This window comes from Desulfomicrobium baculatum DSM 4028 (assembly GCF_000023225.1).
Taxonomy (GTDB): Bacteria; Desulfobacterota; Desulfovibrionia; order Desulfovibrionales; family Desulfomicrobiaceae; genus Desulfomicrobium; species Desulfomicrobium baculatum.
This window is the reverse complement of sequence record NC_013173.1, coordinates 1,716,849-1,741,351: the sequence shown is the minus strand read 5'-3', so window position 1 is coordinate 1,741,351 and position 24,503 is coordinate 1,716,849. Positions and strand designations below refer to the sequence as shown.

Genomic DNA, 24,503 nt, shown 5'->3' with positions numbered 1-24,503 from the left:
GGCTTTGATTCTAATTTTTGCCGCCACCGTTGCCGCCACCGTTGCCGCCGCCGTTTCCACCGCCCTTTCCTCCACCGTTTCCGCCACCATTTCCTGCGCCTCCAGCCTTGCCGGAAGATTTGGCCGCGCCGCCTTTAGCGGAATTTGCCGAGACACTGGCCTTGCTTTTGGCCATGCTCCTCGCTGTCGTCATGTCACGCACTGCGTTCATGTTTCGCATCTGCGTTTTTTCCATGTTTCGATTCATTGCTGCGTTGTTCTTGGACAAGCCTAAATGGGCTCCCGGATTTTGGCTGGCCACGCTCTGCCCGATGACACTCGGATGCACCCCCAGGGCATGGGCGATTTGACCCCAGCCCATATCATCGGCGCGCATGGACGAAATCTGATCCGCCGACACGCCGACCGCCTCCGCGAATGCGTCATTATAGGCGGTCTGCGCCGCATCGAGTTCGAGTTGGGCTGTCTCGATCGCTACGGGGTCCTCTGTCGCCACGGCTGCATCGTAGTTGGCCTGAGCGCCATCCAGCGCGGCCTTTTCGGTAGCCAGGGCATCGGGATTGTCCAGGGAAGCGGCCGCAAGGCCCTCGGCAATGGCGGCCTGGGTGGGATTATTGAAGGCCGAGACCGCTTCGGGCTCGTCAGTTTCTTCCGCCGCCAGGACCGCGCTGGACAAAAGAGCAGGTACCAGCAGACAGGCCAGAAAGAGGCGCAGGATTGTGTTCATGGTGATTCTCCTCTCGGTCATTGTACGTTGGTGAAGATGGAGACGGATTCGGCCTTTGCGTGGGACCGACCGTCGATTTTTATGATTTCGGGTTGGTCGAACCAACTCGGTATGAGCCGTTTTGGCGAGACTTCGGGATGCATGCCGCTGACATAGCCCCTGATCGCAAGCGCCCGTTGACGGGCCAGAGTGGAATTTCCTTTAGCGTAGACGACCACATGCAAATCCAAATCCTGCTTGATGGCCAGAATGGACCCGAGCACTGCCAACGAGTCTTTCGAGTCTTCGGTCAGAGCGGCGCTGTCGGCCTCGAATTCGATGGATTTGAGGGTGACCGTGCGCAGTCCGAGCATGTGGTTGCGCCAGGAAAAGTCACCGTTCCGATTGAGCATGTCCGTTCCCAGGCGAGCCATCGGGCCGTCAGGATAGAGGTCCAGATATTGTTTCATGGCCCGCCGCATTTCCGGGCTACGGCCGAGCCGGTCAAGGGCCACGGCAGTGTTGAACAGGGCTTGTGGCTCTTCAGGATCCATGCGCAGGACGTGTGCATAGTAGTCGAGGGCCACGGCATTCTTGCCCCGGTCGAGCTCGTTGTGCCCGAGGTACAGGTTGGCGGACAGATGCTCAGGATTGATGGCGAGGGCTTTTTCGTAGGCGGCCTTTTCCTTGTCGGGTTCCATCAGCGCCCACCAGGTCACGCCTTCCCAGAAGCGGTAATCGGCATTGTCCGGAGCCAGGCGAACGGCCTTTTCAATGAAAGGTCGAGCGGCTTCCGGGTTGTCAGCTCCAAGTTCGAAACGCGCCATGTAGTAGTTCAGTATCGGATCGTCGGGGTTTTCGCTCAATTTGGAGGTGAACGCGGAGCGACCTTGCGCGTATTCGGCCGCGTTCAGATAGTATTGTCCCACGAAGGTGGACTTGACGTCGGCGCATCCGGCCATGGCCAGGAGCAGCAGGGTAAGGCATGTCGGCAGGAATATCTTCATTGTACCTTCATATACGTTTGACGAAGTCTGATTGGTCACAAATTATTTAGTTGTTGTCCGGTTTCTGGCGGGTGTCGCGTCCGGTGAAGCCCAGTACCTGCAGCAACGCGCCGAGGCTTTCCCCTTCGGCCAGGGCCCGCGAAGCGGCCTCGGCGACAATCTCGTCGGCCATTCCTGCCGCGCGGGCGCGCTGCACTACTCGGAAGAGTTGCGTCCATTCGGGCGCGAGGGTGGCGAAGACAAGACCCTGATGCACGATATCGGAGGTCATGGCCGCCTGGAAATTGATGGCGTTCAAATAGGCCCTGGTTCTGGCGGCCGTGGCCAACATGGCCGGAGTCGCATGGGGGTTGACTTGCGCCATTTCGGAAAGTTCCTGCCGGGTCAGGCCAAGCCTCAGGCTGTCTCCGGTAATGACGACATCCTGCGGGTCCGGCGTGAATCCGTCGCGTTCAAGATTCCTGGCCGCGAAAGCATAATCGTCGCGCATGGTGTCGAGGGCTCGAACGATGGCCTGCCCATGTACACGTTTGGACAGCCCCTCTTCGATTTTGGCTGTGAATGGCGCGGCCGGTAGGCCCTCGATACGGATGCGTTCGAGCCTGTCTTGAATGGCGGCGGCCTGGTCGGACGTAAGGTGTCCAGCGGCTTTGGCTTTTTCGAGGGCTCCGTCCATGGTTCCCGCCAGCGCCATCCCTCCAAAGAGACTCCACTGCCCCAGAACGGCCAGGCACAGCAGTGCGATCACGATGTTTCTAAAGAATCGAGTCATCGCTGCTTTTCACCATGAGAATGGAGTTGCGGCTGCCAAAGCCGTCATCCGCGCTGAAAGGCGCGGCGGCATCGGGCAGAGGTGTGGCTTTGTCGACCAGAAAAACGTATTCATGGCTGCCTGGAGGCAAAGCGGCGGATAAGGTCCAAACCCCGGTTGCTTTGTCCCTCTGCATGGACCAGCCGGCGGCGTTCCAGCCGTTGAAGCTGCCGATCACGGCTACCTCGCGCGCGCTGGGAGCAGTCAGTACGAATTTGACGGGCGAAAGGCCTTGAGGCGTTGCAATTGTTTCGACTGTGCCGGTTCGAAAGGCCAGGCTCATGACTATGAGCAGGCCAGCGGCAGTGGCCAGCGTCCCGAGAGGGGAGATGCGGATGACGCGGGGAGCGAGGAACCAGCGAGCCAGACGCTTGATACGGGCATCCGGCACGGTGTCTTTGGCGCGCGTCTCGATACGCGCCATCACGCGATCCGTGAAGTTCGGGCCGGGGTCCGCTTTGCCGAGCGCGCACAGGGCGGATTTCAGATTGTCGTCTGAATTCTCGTGTCTATCGTCGTATTTCATGTGCCTCATCGGTTCTCTCCATAGCTCTCGCGCAGCATGCGCAGAGCCCGGTGTATCCGCATCTTGACGCCACTCATGGACAGCCCGAGCGTTGCTGCCACTTCGGCCAGGGACATGCCCTCGATATAGCGCAGGGCCAGGGCTTCTTTGTATTTTGGCGGCAGGTCGCGCAGCGCATCATGCAGCCTTGCGCCTTCCAGAATTGCCAGCGGGTCGTTCCCTCCGTCCGAACCGGCCAGCTCAAGACCGTGATGCTCAAACGCGGTTCGCGCATAGCGCCGCGAATGATCGCGAGCCAGGTTCAGGGCCAGTGTGTAGAGCCAGGTGAAGAAGCGGCGTTTGGAGTCATAGGATTCCAGACGCTCAAAAGCCCTGACAAATGCGTCCTGCGCCAGCTCGCCAGCCGCGTGTTCGTCTCGGGAAAAGCGCAGCATGAGTCTGAAGATCGGTCCCTGATAACGCCTGACAATCACGGAAAAAGCTTTTGTATCGCCCTGCAAGGTGCGGCTTACGGCCCAGGCGTCATCTTGGTTTTCCCATTGCTCCATGTACTTGTATATACGCTCCTCGGTGGCGTTTTGTCACATGCGGCGACAAAATTATGCAAAAAATTCTTTTTCGCTGTGGTTTGTCATTTCTGTTTTAAGCGACGCATTCCTGCCAGGACACCGGTTCCGCCTCCAGGGGCCGAAAATGCAAAAGCCACGTCGGTTTCCCGGCGTGGCTTTCATGCAGTGTCGCGCTCGAACGGTCAGCAGGCGTGCTGCAGATTGGGCACGGGTGCGAAACGCCATTTGTTCTGGCAGGATGTTCCGCAGGAATTGGAGCATTCGCATTCCTCGCCCACGACGACCACGGGCACGGAGCTTTGCTTGCTGACCGTGTCCGACAGGGACCCGAGAATCTTTCGCGCGGAAGCATGACCCTGGGTGCCCATGATGATCATGTCGCAGTCATGATCGCTGGCGGCCTTGATGATCGCGTCGGACGTAGTGCCCTGCTCGACTACGATTTCAAACTCCACCCCGGCCTCCCGGCAGCCTTCGACAAAGATGGCAAAAATCTTGCCCATCTCTTCGAGATTCTTGCGGATGATCATTTCGCGTCCGCTGGGGCTGATGCGTCCGCTGATCAGGTCATGAGCGTGGAAAAGGATGACCTTCGCTCCGCATTGTTTCGCCAATGCGATGGCATAGCGCTTGGCGCGACGGGCGGATTCGCTGTTGTTCACAGGAACTAGAAAAGTTTTGAAGCCTGGCAATTTCATATGAAGTTCCTCCCGAAGAAAGATTGAGTTGGTTAATCAACCAATTCGTGCCATGCTTCACAAGGGAGCGTCAAGAAAATTTTCATAAGAGCTGAAAAATTGAAGCAAACGCGGGTAGTTGGGGGGCAATGGTTTCATGACAGCCTGGAAGGCCTGCGTCGTTGTTGTCAAATCGGGCAGGCGAACGCTGAAAATTCAATATTTGTTAACGTGATGTTTGTTATGGATATGACCGACATACCATAAAATGCCGCGAGTACGCTTGCCATTGCCTCGCAATGGGTCTAAAATGGAAATGTTTTATAACAACCTGTTATTTTGACATTTTTTAGGAGGTGTGCTGTGGAGAAGATTCTGATCGTGGGCTGCAAGAACACCATGGACGACGTGTGCATCGGTTGTTCGCGTTGCCTGGTGGCCTTCAACAGGAGGCAGGGCGTTTTTGAAATCTACGAGGATACCGATGCGGAGATCGTCGGCATGGTCGGCTGCGGCGGCTGTCCGGCTCCGGCCATCGTGACCCGGCTTATGCAGGTCAAGCTCTGGAACGCGCCCATGAACGAGAAGCCCACCGTGATCCACATCGCACCCTGCATTGCCGAGCAGTGTCCGCACAAGGAAGAGATCATCAAAAAAATCACAGCCAAGGCCGGCATCCGCGTCATCGAAGGCACGCATCCCTATGTGCCTCAAGATATTTTCGCCTGAAAATCGCGCAGGAACCGGGGATGCGTGAGTATCCCCGGTTTTTTTTTCATTCCGCATCTGTTTAATGAAAATTTTCGTATCGGCAGGTTTTCTGTCCAAATAGATGAGCCTCTGATCACTATGTGATTGGAGGCTTTTTTGATGCGAAATTTTGGCTCTGGCGTTCAAAAAAATTCAGGAATTGACCAATTCAGATTCAGCAACACTCCCGGTTAAAGGGGAAGTGTTATTGAGCGTGTTTGAAACAGATGTCTACGACTGATTTGAGAGTGGAGAGAGGGAATTATATGGGTATATATGCGTACTAAAATTTTTATTTAATCATAATGATATATAAAAAATAAACAAAATTATACAAAAAAAGACGTATAGTTATTGTGTTTTATTGTATTAATATATTATTTTATCAACATATAATTTAATAATTATGTATAAAATAATATCGAATTCTTTTTTCGTCTTTTTTTTATTTTTTATCTGCTCGTATTGTTTTATTACCGATATAAATCCGTGCTTTGCCTCTTCTGAGATAATTCGTCAGCAAGAACAGATAAATCGTGAACAGGAAGAGCAGAGAAGAAAATTAAAGCAACAGCATGAAAGTGCACAGGAAAGATTGCCGTCAAGAATTGATGTCGATCAGCCAGCGTCAGTGATGGAGGGTAAGGAAACGGGGGGCTGCGTTCAGATCGACCATATTGTTTTTGTTGGTGCGACACTGCTTTCCGAGTCCGATATGGCCAGATTGTCCGAGCCATTCATCAGACGCTGCCTGAACATATCCCAGATCAACGAAGTGTTGCGGGCGACAACCAATCTTTACATACAGCGCGGCTATGTCACGACACGTGCCATTGTGCCTGCGCAGGATCTTGGCTCAGGGAAGCTCGAAATACGCGTTATTGAGGGCGAAGTTGAGAGCGTTATGCTCAACGAGGATTCCGCTGCGGACAGGCGGCGGATCGCCATGACTTTTCCTTCCGGGATCGTGGGCAAGCCGCTCAACCTGCGCGACATCGAGCAGGGCATGGATCAGCTGAATCGTTTGCCCTCCGGCAACGCCCAGCTACGCATAGAGCCTGGGGAAAAAGTCGGGGGCAGTCGCATCGTGGTTACGGATGTGCCGGGCAAGTTCTGGCGCTTTCGGGTCGGGCTGGACAATTCCGGCCAGGAAAGCACGGGTGAGACCAAATCATCCGCGTCCGTCGACACGGACAATCTGCTTGGCCTGAACGACATGCTGTCCCTGAACCTGAGCGCTGACGCCAAAGCCGTGCTCGACGGGTCCCGGCCTGGAAGCAGAAGCGTTTCAGGATACTACACCGTACCCTTCGGGTATTGGAGCGTGACGGCCAGCGCCAGTGTTTCTGAGTACTACACTCACCTGGATGGTGGCGGAGCTCGGTATGCGAGCGACGGACGCACCTCAACCTATGGCCTGGATGTGAACCGGGTTTTGCATCGCAGCAGTCAAAGCAAGACTACTGCGGGCATCTCATTCAACGTCAAAGACATCAATAACTACATCGAGAACGAGCGCCTTGTTGCCGGCAGCTACGACTTGTCCATTTTCAGTGCATCGCTGGGTCACCATCGCAGATTTTTAGATGGAACGCTTGGCTTGAGCGGTGAATTCCATCTTGGACTTCCCCTGTTCGAGGCTGACCGGGACAGTTCCTCGGATCGGAGTGTCCCTAAACATGAATTCCGCAAGCTCTCCCTGACGGGCAGCTGGATGCGGCCTTTTGAGATTGCAGGGCATCCTTTCACATTCAGCACGCAGGGCGTGGCGCAGTGGTCGCCCGATACCCTCTACAACTCCGAGCGTCTGGATCTGGGCGGCCGGTACACGGTTCGCGGCTTCCAGCTCGATAGTCTTGGCGGGGATAGCGGCGGATACGTGCGCAACGAGATTGCCATGTCCATTCTGCCTCAAGCCCGCTCTGCGTGGTTCGCCTCGGTATTCAACGATCTGCAGGTATACGCAGGGTATGATGCCGGCTTCATCCACCGTGACAAGGAAGACGAATACGAACGGGGTGTCCTGCAAGGCGCGGTTTTGGGGGTGCGTACCGAGGGCGGCCCCCTTGAGACCGACCTGTGCGTGTCGCGCCCGTTGGACGCGCCGTCGTTCATGAAAAACAGGGATTGGGAGATCTATTGGTCGCTGAACTCTAATTTTTGACGTTTGAATGCGGGAGATTTCATGAACCATGCGATTCAGCGAATCATTTGCCTGACGTTGGCCTTTCTGTTGGTTTTCAATCCAATGCTGGCGACCGCGGGAGGCATCGTGGTCGATTCCACGGCCCCGTCAGCCAATCAGCCGGGGTTGAGCGCCGCGCCCAACGGCGTGCCCATGGTCGATATCGCAAAGCCTAACTCCAAAGGCCTCTCCCACAACAAATACGATCATTTCAACGTGGGCGAGTCCGGCGTGATCATGAATAACAGCAGGAAGGTCGGACTTACGCAGCTGGGCGGCGTGGTGACCAACAATCCCAAACTCGGCAAAGGCCCGGAAGCCCGCGTCATCCTGAACGAGGTTACGGGCAGCAGTCGCTCACGCCTTGAAGGCTACACGGAAATCTTTGGCTATCCGGCCGATTACATCCTGGCCAATCCCAACGGCATCACGGTCAATGGCGGTGGGTTCATCAACACTCCCCGGGCCACGTTGACCACAGGCAAGCCCCGGTTTGACGAATTCGGTGACTTAAGCGCCCTGGATGTGCGTCAGGGGGATGTGCTTGTCGACGGGCTGGGTCTCAATGTCTCCAATCTCGACGCTTTCGACATCATCAGCCGTACAGCCAGGATCAATGCCGACGTGCATGCCGTGAAGCTGGGTATCAGCACCGGATATGGCAGCCATGACGTTGCCACTGGCCAATTTTACGATTTGCCCTCCGACGGTTCGGCAGCCCCGACTGTGGGGCTGGATTCCACGGCCCTTGGCGGCATGTACGCGGAGCGCATTATCCTTGTGGGCAATGAAAAGGGCGTGGGGGTGAATCTTGAAGGAATCACCCACGCCACTGATGAGCTTGTTCTGACTGCGGACGGCAAGATTCGGATCAAGGGGAGCGTTTCTTCGGATAATGGCGTGCGGGTCGCTTCCACCGCCGACAACGTTGAAATTTCCGGTTTGCTGGCTGCAGCGAAAGTGGCGGACGTGACGGCGGCTCAAACCGTGTCGCTCCAATCCGGAACAGGTGCAAAGGCCTTTTTGTATGCAGAGGATGTGAGGCTCGCGACCGAATCGTTGCGCATCAATGACGCAAGGGTCGAAGCTGGGAAAAGCTTGGCCGTGGCAACGCGCGCTGATGTCACAAATGAAGGAGTTCTCTTCTCCGGTGGGGAGGCGGTTCTGAACGTTGCGGGAACCGTGCGTAACTCTGGGCAGATGCAGGCCAAAGACAGCTTGGCCGTCAATAGCGCGGCTGTCGAGAACTCAGGGCGAGTGCTGTCCATCGGTGCGGTCAGGATTCATTCCGCAGGTGATGTCGTCAACACGGGCGAGGTGTTATCCGAAAAATCAACCACCATTCAGACAACGGCAAATATCTCCAACACCGGAACCATCCGAACCGAAGGGCAGGCAATCATCAGCGCCGGCAGCCTGAGCAATGAGGGCGGCAGCATCCTTGCCAAGGATGTCATGACCCTCGACGCAGCGAGGCATATTGCAAATACGGGCACTATCGGAGCGGACCGGGATGCAATCATCAGCGCCGGCAGCCTGGGTAATGAAGGTGGCAGCATCCTTGCCCAAGGCGATCTGGACGTGGTGGTGACGGGCGATTTGAGCAATTCGGGAATGATCTATTCCGGCGCGTCCAGCCGGATCGGGGCTGAAAACCTGCGCAATGACCCTGCCGGTCAGGTGCTGGCCCTCGGGTCTTTGTCCCTGGATTTGGGCGCTGATCTGGAGAATCTGGGAGTCCTGAATGCCGGGGAGTCCCTCCGGGTGCGCAGCGGCGGCAGTCTCTTCAACCGGGGCGCAAGCATCCTGGCTCAAACTGGGATGGAGCTTGTGGCTCAAGGCGACATCAGGAATTCGGGCAGCATTCAATCCGGCGGAACCGGCTTGTTTCGATCAGACGGCATGCTCCTCAACGAGGGCAAAATCCTATCCGTGGGTGAGGCCGTCTTTGAAATCAGCAACGATTTGGAAAATACGGGAATCCTGCATTCGGGCGGCGGTTCCTATGATCTGGGCGGCAAGCTTTTAAATTCCGGCGAGATTCTGTCCTCCGGCGATCTTGGCCTGTTTCTGGCCGGAGATCTGTTCAATTCCGGTAAGATTGCAGGCGACGCCGATGTCGCTTTTGACATCGAGGGGAGTCTTGAGAACGCCGCTGGCGGCTTGATGTTGGCTTCAGCCGAGGCATTGTTCGACGTGTCCGGCGATCTGCGCAATTCCGGCCGGATGGAGTCCACCGGCAGGGGTTTGCTTGGCGTGGGAGGCGGGCTCTTTAATACGGACGGGGACATCCTGTCGCAAACCGCCCTGGAATTCGATGTGCTGGGCTCCCTGGAAAATACGGGCGTCATGCACTCCGGGGACATTTTGACCCTGACCTCCTCCAGCCTGGACAACAGCGGCCAGATCCTGGCTCAGGGCGACAGTGTTTTTTCAGTGTTGGGCGATCTGATCAACACAAACTTTCTTTTTTCCGGCGGCAAGGCGACGTTCAGCGTGAGCGGCATGCTGCACAATCTGAGGGGACAGATCCTGTCCTTGGGCGACATGGTGCTGGAAGGTCTGGAAGCCGGTAGCCGCATGCTCGAACTGAAGAACGATTCGGGAACCATCGAGACTCTGGAAGGCGGCATGTCCATCCGGGCGAAGGTGGTGAGGAATTCCAATTTGGATTTTAGGTTGACGCCTGGGACGGAGGTTGTGAGCCGCAAGGGAGGTATATATTCATATTATACTGGGAGTAAGTGGGAGCAAGCAGAGGCACTATACCGATCGTTGCTTGATGCTTCAGTTGCACTAGATAAATATGGAAAATCAATTTCCATTGACCCAAAAATTTCGCATTTTGAATATAATAATTTGAAAAAACAAGAGTTGAGTGTTCCTTTTAAAAGAAATTCGATGATAATTATTCCTTATGAAATATCTGTACTTGGTCTTGATTCAAGTAGAAAGACTTTTTTAAGAGCAGAGCTTGATGCTGCAATCTTAAAAACAGAAAAACGTATCGCTGAATTTGGAGGAACGAGTTCTGAAATAAGCTCTGTTAATAGGGTAAAAAATGAAGTTAATTCAAAAAACGCTTATATTGCTGTGCAAGCTTATAGATATAGAAAAGATGTTTCTGCTTATGTAGATACAATCAGAAAAGACTCTGTTGTCGGCGTTGGTAGTGGCGGTACAATAGCCGCAGCTGCCAATTTGATCATAGATGGAGAATCATTCGCAAATTTCTTAAGTAACATCAGCACTTCAGCGGGTGATATTCATATTATATCAGATATTTTTGCGAACAGTGGTGAAGCTATTTATGAAACGCACACTGTGGACTGGGCCACTGGTCATCCCAACAATCACAGCTCCCCATGGCTTGCTGTTGAATCCTATGGAAGGGAAATCTTTAAAACCCCCGTCGACTATGCATACGGCACCATCAGCGCTGGCGGCAATGTCTTCATCAGCGCAGATCACGTCAATAACGGAATATTAGAAAACACGGGCGTGGCCAGTAGTAACACTGGTAAAGTCTCCTACCCAGGCAGCATCGGGCCCCAAGGCGGGGTCATCGCTCCGCCCAGACCCGAAGACTTGGCCCACAATATCGACGATATCGGCGACATAATCGGCGAACTGCCCAAAGACGGACTGTTCAGCGTCAACAAAGCTCCTGGTCACCGTTACCTCGTCGAAACCAATCCCGCACTGACCAGTATGGCCCTGTTCTATGGATCCGACTATTTTCTGAGCCGAACGGGCATCGATCTGAGCAAGACCCATCAGCAGCTTCTGGGTGACGCCTTTTATGAAACCAGACTGGTGCGTGAGCAGATTTTCGCCCTCACGGGGCGGCGCTTCCTTTCGGACTCCGTATCCGGCGACTCAGAGCAGATGCTGGTCCTCATGGACAATGCCGTCGCCGCCCGTGAAGACTTGAATTTGAGCGTGGGCGTGGCCTTGAGCGCGGATCAGGTCTCGGCCCTGAGCTCGGACATTGTCTGGCTGGAAACCCGTGTGGTGGACGGGCACGAGGTTCTGGTGCCTGTCGTTTACCTCTGCCGTAGCAGCCTCGACACCATAGCCCGGGGCGGGTCCGTCATCGTAGGCAGCGATGTGGAAATTCGCACCACGGGGGACACGGCCAATAGCGGCGTGATCAAGGCCTCGGGCGACCTGGCCATCAATGCCAAAAATATCTTCAACACCTTCGGAACGATCCAGGGCGACACGGTGACCCTGGCTGCGGCCGATTCGATTTTTAACACCAGCGGGCTGATCAAGGGGCGCGACGTGTCGCTCGACGCCGGCCAGGACATCATATCCGGCACGGCCAAGACCACCTTCGCGGCCGGAGGGAAGGTCCGCAGTTCGTTCGTTAGTTCCACGAGCGAGACCGTCGGTCAGCGAGGCTCCATCGAAGCCACGGGCGACCTGAGCATGCGAGCCGGGCGCGACATCGGGATCGTCGGTAGCGACGTGAAGGCCGGTGGCGATGCGACGCTCTCCGCAGGTCGCAACGTGGCTATCGTTGCCCAGGAACTGGAGTCGCACAGTTCCAGCAAGACCGGGACATCCAAAAGCAGCTTCAACACGCTGACCAGCAAGGCATCCACCGTCGAGGTAGGTGGTTCGGTGAACATCAGCGCGGGCCAGGATGTCGCCGTTCACGGCAGCCACGTATCGGCCGGAGCGGACGTGAACCTCGAAGCTGGTCGCGATGTCTCCATCACCGCTGCCACCGACGGCTACGACTATTACTTCAAACAGAAAAGCAAAGGCGGTTTCTTCGGCGGCTCTAGCTCGGAGATGCATACGGGCAAAGTCACGACCAATGTGGCTTCAGTCATCACGGCTGGCGGTGATGTGAATGTGGTGGCGGGCAAGGGAGGTGCCGGAGATCTGGCGATCGTGGGCAGCAAGGTGCGGTCGGGCGTGGATATGAGCCTCAAGGCAGAAGATGGCATCCTCGTTTCTTCGGCTCAGGAGAGCGAATCCATGATCTCCGCTTCGAGCAGATCAACACTGTTCAGCGGAAAATCAAAAGCCTCGGGAGATGCTCGCGTAACCCAGGTGGGCAGCGAGATCGTCGCAGGCAACGATCTTAAAGCGGAAGCCAAGAATGTTGCCGTATCCGCAAGTCAAATCCATGCGAATCACGATGTCGACATTAAAAGCGTCGAAAGTGATCTTATCGTTTCCGGTGCCCAGAATACAGTATCGGCGTTCCGTTATGAAAAGAAGAGTGGTTGGAATCTGTCTGCGCCGCTGGAGATTCCACTTGCCATATTGGTTGGTGGTGGAGTGGAGTTTTATAGCTCGAAGATGAAAGAGGGAAAAAATACCGCATCATCCAACTTCGGTTCCCTCATAACTGCAGGAAACAACGTAGATCTGGAATCGGCGCGTGATGCTGTCGTGATCGGTTCCACCGTTGCGGCAGGCAATGATGTCAATATCAAGGCCGTCAGGGATACCAATCTCATTCCCGGTCTGACCGCGCAGACCAGTGAGCGCAGGACCAAAGAGAAGAGCATAGGCTTCACGGCCCTTTCCATTTCTGAAAACGAAATCAAAGGATTTGCTGGGGTTACCAAGAAAGAAACCGGCAGCAAATTCACTGGTGATTACAATGCCGGTTCCGTTGTCAGCGCGGGCAATGATGTAAAAATCGAAGCCGGAAACAACGTCAATCAGTTTTCCTCCGGCATCGAGGCCGGCCGTGACGTGACGCTCAAATCGGGCAACGATATCAATGTCGATGCCAACAAGGACGTTGAGCACATGGAGCAGTACGCCAGACAGATCCAGGTTGGCGTAACGGCGTCAGCCAGGCAGAGCGTCACTACGGCGGCCCGCACTCTGGCGGACACTCCCAAGAACATGGTCTCGGGGGAAGGCAGCGACGCGGCCAAGGGCATCACGGCGGCAAGTTCCATCCTGCGCGGCGTGTCGGCCGCTCAGCAGTTGACCAATGTCAGCGCTTCCGCCTCCATCACCGCCGGAGCGTCCGTCTCTCAGAGCAGTTCCTCCATGGATGCGGCTGACGCGGTTTCCTCTTCCATTCGGGCGGGCCGTGATGTGGAACTCGATGCGGACCGCGACGTCAGTATCGCCGGCGCGGCGGTGCAGGCAGAAGAGGATGTGTCCATCCAAGCGGGCCGAGATGTCGAAATCAAATCCGCCACCAACAACTTCAGCGCCGGTTCGGATTCCTTTACCGCCTCGGCCGGAGTCGGTCTCGGGGCAAGCTACAGCGCAAAGGGCGGAGCCGCCGCAGGCATACGGGTGCAGGCTGAGGCCGCAGGCTCCAAGAACACGTCCCGCGCTCAAATACATACGAACTCGGCGGTTGCGGCCGGTGAGACGCTGTCGGTGAAGTCCGGCGCAGACACGACGGTTGCCGGTGCCAATCTCGAAGGTAAAAAGGTCGCCATGGATGTTGGCGGCGATCTGGTCGTGAAAAGCGAACAGGACAAACGAGTCGCCGCCGGCTCCAACTGGAACGCGGGCGGTTCGGCCACCTTAGGATACGGTTTTTCCGCAGATGCCCATGTGGGTATGGGCAAGAGTAAGGCTGACTCGGCCTGGGTGAACAAGCAGACCTCGATCATCGGCCAGGAAAAGGTCGATATCCGCACCGAAAAAAACACGCATGTCGAGGGCGCGGTCATCGCCGCCGAGAACGGGAATCTCAAGCTGGATACGGGTACCCTGACCTACAGGGATCTCGAGGATCACGATAAATCCAAAAACTTCCAAGTCAGCCTGGCGGGCTCTTATTCCTCCTCGGGCGGCGATCAAAAAGATGCGAACGGCTCAAGCAGTTCTGCATCCGGCACCATCGACGCAGGCTATAGTTCAGGAGACCGGCGTCAGATCAACCGGGCCACCATCGGCGATGGCGAGATCATCATCCGGCTTGATCCGTCCAAGGGCTTGGAGGGGCTGAACCGCGATCTTGAAAAAGCCCGCGAAATCACGCGGGATGATGCCGTCAAGGTCCAAGTGTATGTTGATTCAGAGGCACTGTTAGAACTTATTGATCTGATTGAAAAAGCGCTGGAGGATCCGAAGACTAACGAAGAAGCCGTCAAGCTGCTTGCCGAGTTGGTGTCCAAAGGGGTCATCACAAAGAAGGACGCCGATGCCCTTCTGTTTAAACGTTCATTTACCAAGGCAGAACTGAAGGTTGCGGAAGAGGAATTGTCTCGGATGGTCAAAATGAACGATCCGCATCAGCTTGCCGCATATGTTGATTCCCTATCTCCGCAGGAGCGGGCCGCAGTGGCGGCGGTTTCGATGGAAAAGGGGAGAAGTCAGCAAGAGTACGAACTTGGCCTCATGGCCTTGGTCGGGGGCACTACCTACTTAAAGGTATTGAATGTTAATTCCCCATCGGAGTATCTCAAGTTAAAAATACAGGCGAAAGACCTGATGCCTCTTGGAACTTGGGAGAAAGAGCAGGCTATTGTTGATTCGGCAGCGAATTCATATGTTGCAAACAACAATCTTGAGGCCGACATGGCCACCTATCGCAATGCCCAATCCGATACTGAAAGAATACAGGCATTAAATAGGATTGCGTCGGATCTTGGAAAGGCGTGGAACATCGACAACGTGACTGTCAAAATTGTCCCTCCGAATGAAGAAATTGGCAACGTAATCGCGTATACTCCGAATACACTGGAGAATGGTTTTTTCTCCTCAAAATTCAGCACGGATTATGTCATCTGCATACCTGAGAATAGCAAGATATTGAGCCAAGTTATGTGGACTGGAAGTGTTGTGCATGTCTTCATTCATGAGATCACTCATATGAGACAAGTTAATATGATGAATGATCAAGTCAGTGGGCAAAAGAGTGATCTTGGATATTTGTTGGTCGCCAGTAGCAAAATGTATGTTAATCCAAAAGAAGTTTATGGATTGTATGCTTCTCAGCCACTAGAATATCATTCAAATGCAGCAGCTGATAAATTTGTAAAAAATTCTATTGATAAAGGAGTTATAAAATGATTATTCGATTAATATTATTTGTATTGTTATATTTTTCCATCATCCAATGTTCTCATGCAGAAAATTTAAAAGTTGAGAATAATGATTCATGGGTTATTTATCTTGCTTTAGATCCATATGAAGCAAGTGAAATAAGTAGAGCATACCATCTTGGTATTGATATAAAACAATACCAATACCCTCTTTATGTTGGCTATGTATATTCTCCTGATTCTAAAATTATATATTATAAATCATTCACTCCACTTGTTGATAAAATATTAAAAAGATGGTGTGAATATGCATCCAAAGGCGGGTTTAATGTTCCAGGTTATGATAACTACCATAATGGAGATAAAGATTTTATTTATGCCGCAAGTATAAATTTGCAACAGTTTGAAGGTTTCGTCGTAATCATGCGTGGCATCGGTGTTAAACCAGACGATGAATGGCGGCCAGTGTTTCAGCAAATGTTCACTATTAACGATGACCCTGATGCAACGAGCAAGAAGATGAATAAAATTCCTAAAACGTATTGGCCGGAAAATACTTTACCTGGTCACGAATAATAAAAATTGAAGCTAAATTTTTGACATAAATGCTAACTCGTAAAACTACGATTAAATAGTTTCACAAGAATTTAATAACTAAAAAAATATGAAAATTTATACATTAAATTAATGCGAATCAGAGACAGTTTAATATTTGAAATTGGACTAGATTTTGATCTTGCATATACCTGAAATTTGAATTGTCTTAATTATATAATTAATTATCTACATGGAGCTTAATTAATGGAAAAATTCATAATGATCATTATTATAACTTTATTAGTATCAAGCTGCTCTTTTCAACAAAAAAAAGAATTTATATGGATCAATTCTAGTGGAAATATCGCATCTGAAGATGAAATTAAAAATGTGAAATGCGAATGCGAGTATGATAAAAAGATTGAATATGCTTCTAAATTAATTGGCATATCAATCTCAGCTGGAAGATATCAATCAAATTATGGTTCTACACAACCGGATGCTTATGTTAAAGAAGCAGCAAAGATAATCCAAGACGCAAATAATTGTGTACGGGAAAAAGGCTTTACGAGCAGAGAAAAGACAAAACCATAACAGACCATATATGGCCCCACCCTGTCACAAAGGCATAGGGTAGACAAGAAAGCTGGCTCCATCGTTTCTCCGAGGCAAGCTATGCGGTCAAGGCCGGCGACAGCGTCATCCTGCAATCGGCGCGCATCACCTCCGGCGACGATTTCAACTGCACTCAGGTACTAGTCACCGCCGCGACAGACTTGCGCTATTCAATGGTGTGAAAACCATCTGGAAAATGGCGTAATTCAAGATTCAAGATCTTACCCTTGTCCCTCTCATGTTGATTCGGCAGCGAATTCATATGCTGCAAACAACAATCTTGAGGTCGACATGGCCACCTATCGCAATGCCCAATCCTATACTGAAAGAATACAGGCATTAAATGGGATTGCATCGGATCTTGGAAAGGCGTGGGGCATCGACAACGTGACTGTCAAAATTGTCCCTCCGAATGGAAAACTTGGCAACGTGATCGCGTATACTCCGAATACACTGGAGAATGGTTTTTTCTCCTCAAAATTCAGCACGGATTATGTCATCTGCATACCTGAGAATAGCGAGATATTGAACGAAGTTATGGTGACTGGTGATATCGTGCATGTCTTCACTCATGAGGTCACTCATATGAGACAAATTAGTATAATGAACGATCAAATCAGTGGTAAAAAGAGTGATCTTGGTTATTTGTTGGTCGCAAGTAATAAAATGTATGTTAATCCAAAAGAAGTTTATGGATTGTATGCTTCGCAACCACTAGAAAATCACGCAAATGCAGTAGCTGATAATTTTTTAAAAAATTTTGCTGATAAAGGAGTTGTAAAGTGATCATTCGATTATTAGTTTTTATATTATTATATTTGTCCATCATTACAAGTTCTTATGCAAAAAATTTAAAAATTGAAAATAATGATTCATGGGTTATTTATCTTGCCTTAGATCCATATGAAGCAAGTGAAATAAGTAGAATATATCATCTTAATATAGATGTAAAACAATATAAATATCCTCTTTATGTTGGTTATGTATATTCGCCTGATTCTAAAATTGTATATTATAGGTAATTCACTCCTTTGGTTGATAGAAAATTAAAAAGATGGAGTGACTATGCAGCTAAAGGTGGGTTTAACATTCCAGGGTATGGGACTTATCACAATGGAGATAAAGAATTTATTACTGCGGCTTCAATATATTTACAACAAAGAGAAGGTTTCGTCGTAATCATGCGTGGCATCGGTGTTAAACCGGACGATGAATGGCGTCCGGTGTTTCAGCAAATGTTCACTATTGACGATGACCCTGATGCAACGAGCAAGAAAATGAATAAAATTCTTAAAACGTATTGGCCGGAAAACACTTTACCTGGTCACGAATAATAAAAATTGAAGCTAAATTTTTGACATAAATGCTAACTCGTAAAACTAATATTAAATAGTTTCACAAGAATTTAATAACTAAAAAACAATGAAAATCTATACATTAAATCAATGCGAATCAGAGACGGTTTAATAGTTGAAATTGGACTAGATTTTTGATCTTGCATATACCTGAAATTTGAATTGTCTTAATTATATAATTAATTATATATATGGAGCTTAATTAATGGAAAAATTCATAATGATCATTATTATAACTTTATTAGTATCAAGCTGCTCTTTTCAACAAAAAAAAGAATTTATATGGATCAATCCTAGTGGAAATATCGCATCTGAAGATGAAATTAAAAATGTGAAATGCGAATGCGAGTATGATAAAAAAATTAAATATGCTTCTAAATTAATTGGTATATCAATCTCAGCTGGAAGATATCAATCGAATTATGGTTCTACACAACCGGATGCTTATGTTAAAGAAGCAGCAAAAATAATCCAAGACGCAAATAATTGTGTACGGGAAAAAGGCTTTACGAGCAGAGAAAAGACAAAACCATAACAGACCATATATGGCCCCACCCTGTCACAAAGGCATAGGGTAGACAAGAAAGCTGGCTCCATCGTTTCTCCGAGGCAAGCTATGGGGTCACAGCTGGCGACAGCGTCATCCTGCAATCGGTGCGCATCACCTCCGGCGACGATTTCAACTGCACTCAGGTACTAGTCACCGCCGCGACAGACTTGCGCTATTCAATGGTGTGAAAACCATCTGGAAAATGGCGTAATTCAAGATTCAAGATCTGAACCTTGGCCCTCTCATGGTCAAGGTCTTTGAACCGAATTAAAGCCAGCAGAACATTTGGAGGCAGAATGGCGTTTGTCAAATTATGGATAACACTCGGCGTGGCATTGTTGTTTCTGGCCGGATGTGCGGGGATGGGGCAAAGTTCGAAATCCTCCCAGCCGAAGGGGCTCATGTACATGAGCGTGGCGGAAATGTTTCCGGGTAACCCCCAAGCGCAGGCCCTGGCCCTGGCCGCCGGGCGTGGCGACATTGAGGAGATCGACCGGTTGGTAGCCGCAGGCGCGGATGTGAATGGCATAGGTACGTATGGTGTGGCTGTTCCAGAGTGGCTGTTTCACCATCCCAACAAGGCTGGGTTTCGTCGACTTCTTGAGCATGGCGCTGATCCAAACAAGATATGGTTCATTCATTATGCTGGAACTGAAGAGCAAAGTTCATTACTTCATAGAGCTGTCGAAGATGCCCCTTATATAGGAACTGATTATTTGCGAATGTGCTTGGAAATCGGAAAAGGCGATCCGAATCTTTTGCCACCAGATAAGAAACATCGTCCTATTGAAATATCTCTTCGTATTGGAAATGAAGACGCTTTTTTAATGCTTTTCAACGCAGGATCAAATTACGATTATAAAGATTTGTTAGGTCATCCACTTGTTTTTAATGCTGCATTGTATGGAAATTTTGAAATCGCGCTATTTTTACTAAATCTTGGCGTGGATTACAGTTCAACATACTTCGGAAAAGGAATCAAAGATATCAAGCAAATCATCAATAATGATTTGAAATGCGACGTTGTAGCCAGATACGACACAGTGCGGAATTATAAGTGGTTCTGGCGTTGTGTTGATTTCTTGGAAAAACGCGGAATGGTCTTTGACTACACGCCTGATAAACACCGAACACCAGTCGTGAGGCCGACCGTGCTGGACACCACGCCGCCCTTGTCGAAAAAACCAATTGAGCGGATGTCCCTGACCGACTCCGTCCTCATGCATGAGTTGCACCTGACCTATCCCATCCCCTTCTGGGCACAGACGCCGGAGACCAAATTCGATGTTCTGGGGCGGCAAACCCAAACGAACGGTATGATCAGTTACGAGTATCTGCCGACAGGCCAGACCCTGGACGATTAGAAGGCCATACTGACCCTGTCCGCCGTCTATGCTCCGGGCGTATCGTTTCGGGATTTCGTCAAGATGGCCGCAAAGCAGTCGGGCTTTGAGGATATCCAGACTATCGAAGAGTCGTCAGACCATTCGATCCGCAAGGTTTCCGCACGGCAGGGGCAACCCGTTGAAGGCATTCAGTATCTGGGAAAATTTGAAAACACCTTCGTCGTTGTCTGGCAGGCATGGCGCTCCGTGGACCTCGCAACGGCCCGGGATTACCAGACCAACGCCCTGGCCGGTGCCAAGCGGATCGTCATGAAGAAAGGTTTGGACGTCATCCCGTCGAATTGAACGGTGAAAATTTTGGAAAGCCATAAGATGCAAAGTGTTTATTGGTTGCTGTCGGTTCTGGGGATCAGGATTGAGGTGTAAGCATGGAGCTTCGCATGGATGCGTTGGCCAAAGTCTTTGAACCGAATTAAAGCCAGCAGAACATTTGGAGGCAGAATGGCGTTTGTCAAATTATGGATAACACTCGGCGTGGCATTGTTGTTACTGACCGGATGTGCGGGGATGGGGCAAAGTTCGAAATCCTCTCGGCCCAAGGGGCTCATGTACATGAGCGTGGCAGAGATGTTTCCAGGCAACCCTCAGGCGCAGGCCCTGGCCCTGGCCGCCGAACGGGGTAACATCGAGGAAATCGATCGACTGATAGCAGCAGGCGCGGATGTGAATGCCGTAGGTACATATGGTGTGGCCGTTCCAGAGTGGCTGTTTCATCATCCCAACAAGGCTGGGTTTCGTCGACTTCTTGAGCATGGCGCTGACCCAAACAAGATATGGTTCATTCATTATGCCGGAACTGAAGAGCAACTGTCTTTACTCCATAGATCCGTCGAAGATGCCCCTTATATAGGCACTGATTATTTGCGAATGTGCTTGGAAATTGGCAGAGGGGATCCGAATTTGCTCCCGCCAGATAAAAAATATCGGCCTATCCAAAAGGCGCTCCGATTTGGAAATGAAGACGCATTCATGATACTTGTCAAAGAAGGAGCTGAAATAGATTACAAAGATGAAAGTGGGCGGCCGTTAGTTTTTTACGCGGCGTCTTACGATAACTTCGAGATCACTTTATACCTTCTCGAGCAAGGAGTTGACTATTCGTCCAACTACACTGGTGGAGGAATAAAAGACATTCGCGAAAGTATAAATATAGATTTGGGCCGCCATAATCTGGCTCGCGACAATACTGTCCCGCATTATATGTGGTTCTGGCGCTGTGTTGATTTCCTGGAAAAACGCGGCATGGTTTTCAACTACACCCCCAAAGGAAACCGCCCTCCGGCCATGAAACCTGCCGTTTTGGACACCGCCCCGCCCCTGTCAAAATCGGCGGCGCAGCGCATGCCGCTGACAGACTCCGTCTTGATGCATGAAGTGCACTTAACCCATCCAACTCCCTTCTGGGCGCAGACGTCGGAGACCAGGTTCGACGTTCAGGGACGTCAAGCCCAAACGAACGGAAAGATCAGTTACGAGTATCTGCCAACCGGGCAAACCTTGGACGATTGGAAGGCCATTCTGACCGTGTCCGCTGTCTATGCGCCGGGCGTATCGTTTCGGGATTTCGTCAAGATGGCCGCAAAGCAGTCGGGCTTTGAGGATATCCAGACTATCGAAGAGTCGCCAGACCATTCGATCCGCAAGGTTTCCGCAAGGCAAGGGCTGCCCGTCGAAGGCATTCAGTATCTGGGAAAATTTGAAAACACCTTCGTCGTTGTCTGGCAGGCGTGGCGCTCCGTGGACACCGCAACGGCCCGGGATTACCAGACCAACGCCCTGGCCGGGGCTAGGCGCATCGTGTTGAAGAAAGGAATGAATGTCATTCCCCTTGATTGAAATATCGGCACGCAACTTCAGGACATCACATATGAATATCGGCGTCACGAAACACACATGGGTCAAGTTAAGCGTAGCGATTATTTTCATGATCGCCGCTACGGTACCGCAGACTGCCCAAGCGGAGGAGTCGTTCAAGATGACCCAGGTCATCAAGCTTTATGATGGAATGCTGCACTACCCGCCTCCGTTATGGATGAAGGCGAAGGATAAAATCAGTGACTTCGATGTCTTCAGAAAGCAGGAAGAGAATACATTTACCTTTGAGATGATCCCAAAATCACAAGAGTTCAACAGCTGGACCAACATTTACGGGGTCTACGCATGGCGACTCCCTGAGTATGACCTGAAGCGTTTTCTTGAAGAATCCCTCCATGCGCTTTCCTTGGGGTGCAAAAAGCAGGCGAATTCGTCATTGGTAGCTGTGGAAGATGGGCGAATTGTCATGACGTACCACTGTCCGGCACTTGCAGACGAAGTCGTGTGCAATGGGATGGATGCAGAAAGTGGATTTTTGTATTTGTCCCAAGTCAACAGCACGTTCGTGAAAGTGTACCAGGCCTGGCGCTATGAATCGAAACATATGGGCACAGACCAATCACCGATGACTCGTGATGTGATTGCCGAGGCGGCGGAGGATATGAAGTCGATTCAATTCACGAACGCGCAGTAGGTTGTTGTCCGAGGGGAAGAGGGCCAAGGGGAAAGGGCGCCAAACAGCATCGGTCTTGAGAGTGCAGGTTCCGACGCGAATTCCGCACCTGTCTTTCTCAACGACATGTCCGGCTACATGCTGAACAAGGCAAGAAATGGATATCTCTACCAGCAGGAGTCCTCAATTTTGCCAAGATCATCAATGACCTCGTCGGCGGGATTGCGTATCTAGTTCAGCGTACGGATGAGGTTGGTCCAGCCATAGTTGGCTGTTTGGAGAAGAAGTAGAATGGCTATTAGGCAGCCTTCGGCGATTATCCTGCTCCGGCAGGCTGTTTAGACTGCTGGAGCAGGATTGAATCTTCACTGAAACAGACCTGTTTTGACCTGGACTGGCGACTCGCTCATGGAATAGCGCTTCACTATACCCTTATCGTCAAATAGAACTGTCAGCTCTTTTTTTGTACCGGTTGCAGATGTGCCGAGCATATTCACAAATGGTATAAAATTGACTGCATCAGCACTCATTTTTGCCATCTCGTATTTCCATATCTCAAGGCCTCCATCTGTAAAAGTGGTTGATATGGGGGATCCAAATAAAGAACGGACTTCATCTTTGGTTGTTTTTTCCTCGAAAATTTTTTGTGCGACAGACGATTCGCTCTCTTTTTGCAGGCTTTTGTTTCCGCTACTCGCACACCCTGTCAGGAGCAGCAGTGAAAGCATTATCAGCCCTGCCGTGTGAATTATTTTTTTCACTTTAAACATCCTTAATTAATAATTTAGTTTTCATTAATCTCTCCCGATAGTTATTTTTTCTATAAATTTGATGTGTTCTTGTTAAATACAAATATATATATTATTTTTAATGCTTATTTGTAATTAAATATATATAATAATTATAAATAAAATAATGTGTAAATTTTTTAATGTATGCGGATTTGTAAGTATGTTGAGTTCATAATGCTGAGGGGGGGCTACTTATGTCTGGCCGATGGCCTGCTCAAGGACTGGCCTGGCTGTGCGGGTATTCCGATTTTTTTTTTGCGTGTCGGGACGCTACACCCGTTTTCGGATGTTTTTTTGGTCGGGATTATTGTGACTGATTGCGGCACAGAGAGTGCGGTGATGATGGGCGATTGGCATGATCACGATTGCCCGTTGCCTTGTCGGCGCCACCGGTAATAAAGGGTGTGCATTCCGGGCCCGTTGTCCGGACATGTTCGCCAAATCCGGAGGATGCATGGACGTTAGCAGATACCGGCTGCGACAGGCGGTGGAAAAGGGCATTCTTGACGCCGGACAGGCGGAGCGGTTGTGGGAGTTTCTGAAGGATTCGGACGTGGACACGCCTGGCTTCCGCTTCACGCACATCCTCTATTATCTGGGTGGCCTCATGGCCATCGGTGCCATGAGCCTGTTCATGACCCTGGGCTGGGAGTCGTTCGGGGGATGGGGACTGTTCGGCATTGCCGTGGCCTACGCTTTGGCCGGGCTTCTGCTCACCGAAAATTTTCTGCACAAGCGCCGCTTGCCCATTCCGGCCGGAATCATCGCCACCTTTGTCGTGGCCCTGACTCCGCTGGCGATCTACGGATTCCAGGAAGCAATGGGCTGGTGGGCCGAAGGACGGGTTTACCGCGACTACCATGTCTATATCGACTGGCGATGGATCTTCATGGAATTGGGCACCCTGGCCGCAGGAGTAATCATGCTCTGGCGCTACCGGTTGCCGTTTCTGGTCATGCCCGTGGCCGCGACGCTGTGGTACATGAGCATGGACCTGACCCCCTTCATCTTCGGTCAGGCCGACGCCACCTGGGAGCTGCGCAAGCTCGTTTCGCTCTGGTCCGGCGTGGTCATCACCCTTGTCGCCCTGTGGTTCGACATCCGCACCAGGAGTGAAAAGGACTACGCCTTCTGGCTTTACATTTTCGGGGTCACTGCGCTCTGGGGCGGGCTTTCGCTGATGCGCTCCGACAGCGAGCTGAACAAGTTTCTTTATTTCTGCATCAACATGCTGCTCATCTTCTGCGGCGCTGCGTTGCGTCGCAGGGTTTTCGCCGTTTTCGGCGGCCTGGGCGCGGCGGGTTATCTGGGCTACCTGTCCTGGAACGTCTTCAAGGACAGCCTGCTCTTTCCCTTCGCCCTGACTTTCATAGGGCTTGGAGTCATATGGATGGGCATCATCTGGCAACGCAACGAGAATGCCATTGCCCAGAAATTGCGCGGATTTCTGCCACAGCCGCTGCGGGATCTGGTGGATCGCCGAGGCTAGCGGGCCAGCGCGATTCCCGCTTCATCAAACGTAAAAGAGCCGCAGGAAAATCCTTG

21 protein-coding genes are annotated in these 24,503 nt (G+C 51.2%); 14 read left to right on the top strand and 7 right to left on the bottom strand.

The features are described from left to right. Positions 1–10: 10 nt before the first annotated feature. The 6 genes from DBAC_RS19430 to DBAC_RS17860 form a co-directional block, all read right to left on the bottom strand. Complete coding sequence (locus DBAC_RS19430; protein WP_015773720.1) at positions 11–727, bottom strand: hypothetical protein; 717 nt, start codon at positions 725–727, stop codon at positions 11–13. Between the two features lie 17 nt (positions 728–744). Continuing rightward, complete coding sequence (locus DBAC_RS07685; protein WP_015773719.1) at positions 745–1,713, bottom strand: tetratricopeptide repeat protein; 969 nt, start codon at positions 1,711–1,713, stop codon at positions 745–747. Between the two features lie 46 nt (positions 1,714–1,759). After that, positions 1,760–2,461, bottom strand: a complete 702-nt coding sequence (locus DBAC_RS07680; protein ID WP_143890843.1) for a hypothetical protein — start codon at positions 2,459–2,461, stop codon at positions 1,760–1,762. A 7-nt stretch (positions 2,462–2,468) separates the two neighbouring features. After that, a complete protein-coding gene (locus DBAC_RS07675; RefSeq protein WP_015773717.1) occupies positions 2,469–3,059 on the bottom strand; it encodes an isoamylase early set domain-containing protein in 591 nt (196 codons plus the stop codon). Then, positions 3,056–3,598, bottom strand: coding sequence for an RNA polymerase sigma factor (locus tag DBAC_RS07670; protein ID WP_015773716.1), 543 nt, complete (start codon positions 3,596–3,598; stop codon positions 3,056–3,058). The genes DBAC_RS07675 and DBAC_RS07670 overlap by 4 nt, the downstream gene beginning before the upstream one ends. Before the next feature lie 203 nt (positions 3,599–3,801). Then, entirely contained in the window at positions 3,802–4,317 is a 516-nt protein-coding gene (locus tag DBAC_RS17860; protein ID WP_015773715.1) for a universal stress protein, read from the bottom strand. A gap of 342 nt (positions 4,318–4,659) precedes the next feature. Between DBAC_RS17860 and DBAC_RS07660 the strand changes: the two genes are divergently transcribed. The 13 genes from DBAC_RS07660 (at position 4,660) to DBAC_RS07625 (ending at position 22,188) form a co-directional block, all read left to right on the top strand. Continuing rightward, a complete protein-coding gene (locus DBAC_RS07660; protein ID WP_015773714.1) occupies positions 4,660–5,025 on the top strand; it encodes a CGGC domain-containing protein in 366 nt (121 codons plus the stop codon). Between the two features lie 427 nt (positions 5,026–5,452). Next, positions 5,453–7,210 (top strand): ShlB/FhaC/HecB family hemolysin secretion/activation protein, encoded by a 1,758-nt coding sequence (locus tag DBAC_RS07655; RefSeq protein WP_015773713.1) that lies wholly within the window; start codon positions 5,453–5,455, stop codon positions 7,208–7,210. Between the two features lie 21 nt (positions 7,211–7,231). Beyond that, positions 7,232–15,244: a hemagglutinin repeat-containing protein gene (locus tag DBAC_RS07650; RefSeq protein WP_015773712.1), complete on the top strand. Its 8,013-nt coding sequence runs from the start codon at positions 7,232–7,234 to the stop codon at positions 15,242–15,244. Further along, entirely contained in the window at positions 15,241–15,792 is a 552-nt protein-coding gene (locus DBAC_RS18840) for a hypothetical protein (RefSeq protein WP_015773711.1), read from the top strand. The genes DBAC_RS07650 and DBAC_RS18840 overlap by 4 nt, the downstream gene beginning before the upstream one ends. A 225-nt stretch (positions 15,793–16,017) precedes the next feature. Further along, the gene (locus DBAC_RS18835; protein WP_143890841.1) at positions 16,018–16,347 is read left to right on the top strand and encodes a hypothetical protein; all 330 of its coding nucleotides are present in this window, start codon (positions 16,018–16,020) and stop codon (positions 16,345–16,347) included. 312 nt (positions 16,348–16,659) lie between these two features. After that, complete coding sequence (locus DBAC_RS07645; RefSeq protein ID WP_015773710.1) at positions 16,660–17,154, top strand: hypothetical protein; 495 nt, start codon at positions 16,660–16,662, stop codon at positions 17,152–17,154. Next, a complete protein-coding gene (locus DBAC_RS18830; RefSeq protein ID WP_015773709.1) occupies positions 17,151–17,390 on the top strand; it encodes a hypothetical protein in 240 nt (79 codons plus the stop codon). The genes DBAC_RS07645 and DBAC_RS18830 overlap by 4 nt, the downstream gene beginning before the upstream one ends. Positions 17,391–17,399: 9 nt before the next feature. Further along, positions 17,400–17,702 carry a hypothetical protein gene (locus DBAC_RS18825; RefSeq protein ID WP_143890839.1) on the top strand — a complete coding sequence of 101 codons (303 nt, stop codon included), beginning with the start codon at positions 17,400–17,402 and terminating at the stop codon, positions 17,700–17,702. A 226-nt stretch (positions 17,703–17,928) separates the two neighbouring features. Next, positions 17,929–18,258 carry a hypothetical protein gene (locus DBAC_RS18820; RefSeq protein ID WP_015773706.1) on the top strand — a complete coding sequence of 110 codons (330 nt, stop codon included), beginning with the start codon at positions 17,929–17,931 and terminating at the stop codon, positions 18,256–18,258. A 311-nt stretch (positions 18,259–18,569) separates the two neighbouring features. Continuing rightward, complete coding sequence (locus DBAC_RS07640; protein WP_015773705.1) at positions 18,570–19,637, top strand: ankyrin repeat domain-containing protein; 1,068 nt, start codon at positions 18,570–18,572, stop codon at positions 19,635–19,637. A 63-nt stretch (positions 19,638–19,700) separates the two neighbouring features. Continuing rightward, on the top strand, positions 19,701–19,964 hold the full coding sequence (locus DBAC_RS07635; RefSeq protein WP_015773704.1) for a hypothetical protein: 264 nt from the start codon (positions 19,701–19,703) through the stop codon (positions 19,962–19,964). A 156-nt stretch (positions 19,965–20,120) separates the two neighbouring features. Next, entirely contained in the window at positions 20,121–21,515 is a 1,395-nt protein-coding gene (locus tag DBAC_RS07630; RefSeq protein ID WP_015773703.1) for an ankyrin repeat domain-containing protein, read from the top strand. Between the two features lie 31 nt (positions 21,516–21,546). Further along, complete coding sequence (locus tag DBAC_RS07625; RefSeq protein ID WP_015773702.1) at positions 21,547–22,188, top strand: hypothetical protein; 642 nt, start codon at positions 21,547–21,549, stop codon at positions 22,186–22,188. A 344-nt stretch (positions 22,189–22,532) separates the two neighbouring features. Here the strand turns inward: DBAC_RS07625 and DBAC_RS07620 are convergent, their stop codons facing one another. Then, a complete protein-coding gene (locus DBAC_RS07620) occupies positions 22,533–22,937 on the bottom strand; it encodes a hypothetical protein (RefSeq protein WP_015773701.1) in 405 nt (134 codons plus the stop codon). A 475-nt stretch (positions 22,938–23,412) separates the two neighbouring features. On the opposite strand from DBAC_RS07620, the gene DBAC_RS07615 reads away from it, so the two are divergent. Next, positions 23,413–24,447, top strand: a complete 1,035-nt coding sequence (locus tag DBAC_RS07615) for a membrane protein (RefSeq protein WP_015773700.1) — start codon at positions 23,413–23,415, stop codon at positions 24,445–24,447. Positions 24,448–24,503: the final 56 nt, after the last annotated feature.

Coding starts and splice junctions, on each gene's coding strand:
- DBAC_RS19430 (WP_015773720.1), bottom strand. CDS start 727: ATGAACACAATCCTGCGCCTCTTTCTGGCCTGTCTGCTGGTACCTGCT.
- DBAC_RS07685 (WP_015773719.1), bottom strand. CDS start 1,713: ATGAAGATATTCCTGCCGACATGCCTTACCCTGCTGCTCCTGGCCATG.
- DBAC_RS07675 (WP_015773717.1), bottom strand. CDS start 3,059: ATGAGGCACATGAAATACGACGATAGACACGAGAATTCAGACGACAAT.
- DBAC_RS07670 (WP_015773716.1), bottom strand. CDS start 3,598: ATGGAGCAATGGGAAAACCAAGATGACGCCTGGGCCGTAAGCCGCACC.
- DBAC_RS17860 (WP_015773715.1), bottom strand. CDS start 4,317: ATGAAATTGCCAGGCTTCAAAACTTTTCTAGTTCCTGTGAACAACAGC.
- DBAC_RS07655 (WP_015773713.1), top strand. CDS start 5,453: ATGTATAAAATAATATCGAATTCTTTTTTCGTCTTTTTTTTATTTTTT.
- DBAC_RS07650 (WP_015773712.1), top strand. CDS start 7,232: ATGAACCATGCGATTCAGCGAATCATTTGCCTGACGTTGGCCTTTCTG.
- DBAC_RS18840 (WP_015773711.1), top strand. CDS start 15,241: ATGATTATTCGATTAATATTATTTGTATTGTTATATTTTTCCATCATC.
- DBAC_RS18835 (WP_143890841.1), top strand. CDS start 16,018: ATGGAAAAATTCATAATGATCATTATTATAACTTTATTAGTATCAAGC.
- DBAC_RS07645 (WP_015773710.1), top strand. CDS start 16,660: ATGGCCACCTATCGCAATGCCCAATCCTATACTGAAAGAATACAGGCA.
- DBAC_RS18820 (WP_015773706.1), top strand. CDS start 17,929: ATGGAAAAATTCATAATGATCATTATTATAACTTTATTAGTATCAAGC.
- DBAC_RS07640 (WP_015773705.1), top strand. CDS start 18,570: ATGGCGTTTGTCAAATTATGGATAACACTCGGCGTGGCATTGTTGTTT.
- DBAC_RS07635 (WP_015773704.1), top strand. CDS start 19,701: ATGGCCGCAAAGCAGTCGGGCTTTGAGGATATCCAGACTATCGAAGAG.
- DBAC_RS07630 (WP_015773703.1), top strand. CDS start 20,121: ATGGCGTTTGTCAAATTATGGATAACACTCGGCGTGGCATTGTTGTTA.
- DBAC_RS07625 (WP_015773702.1), top strand. CDS start 21,547: ATGAATATCGGCGTCACGAAACACACATGGGTCAAGTTAAGCGTAGCG.
- DBAC_RS07620 (WP_015773701.1), bottom strand. CDS start 22,937: ATGTTTAAAGTGAAAAAAATAATTCACACGGCAGGGCTGATAATGCTT.
- DBAC_RS07615 (WP_015773700.1), top strand. CDS start 23,413: ATGGACGTTAGCAGATACCGGCTGCGACAGGCGGTGGAAAAGGGCATT.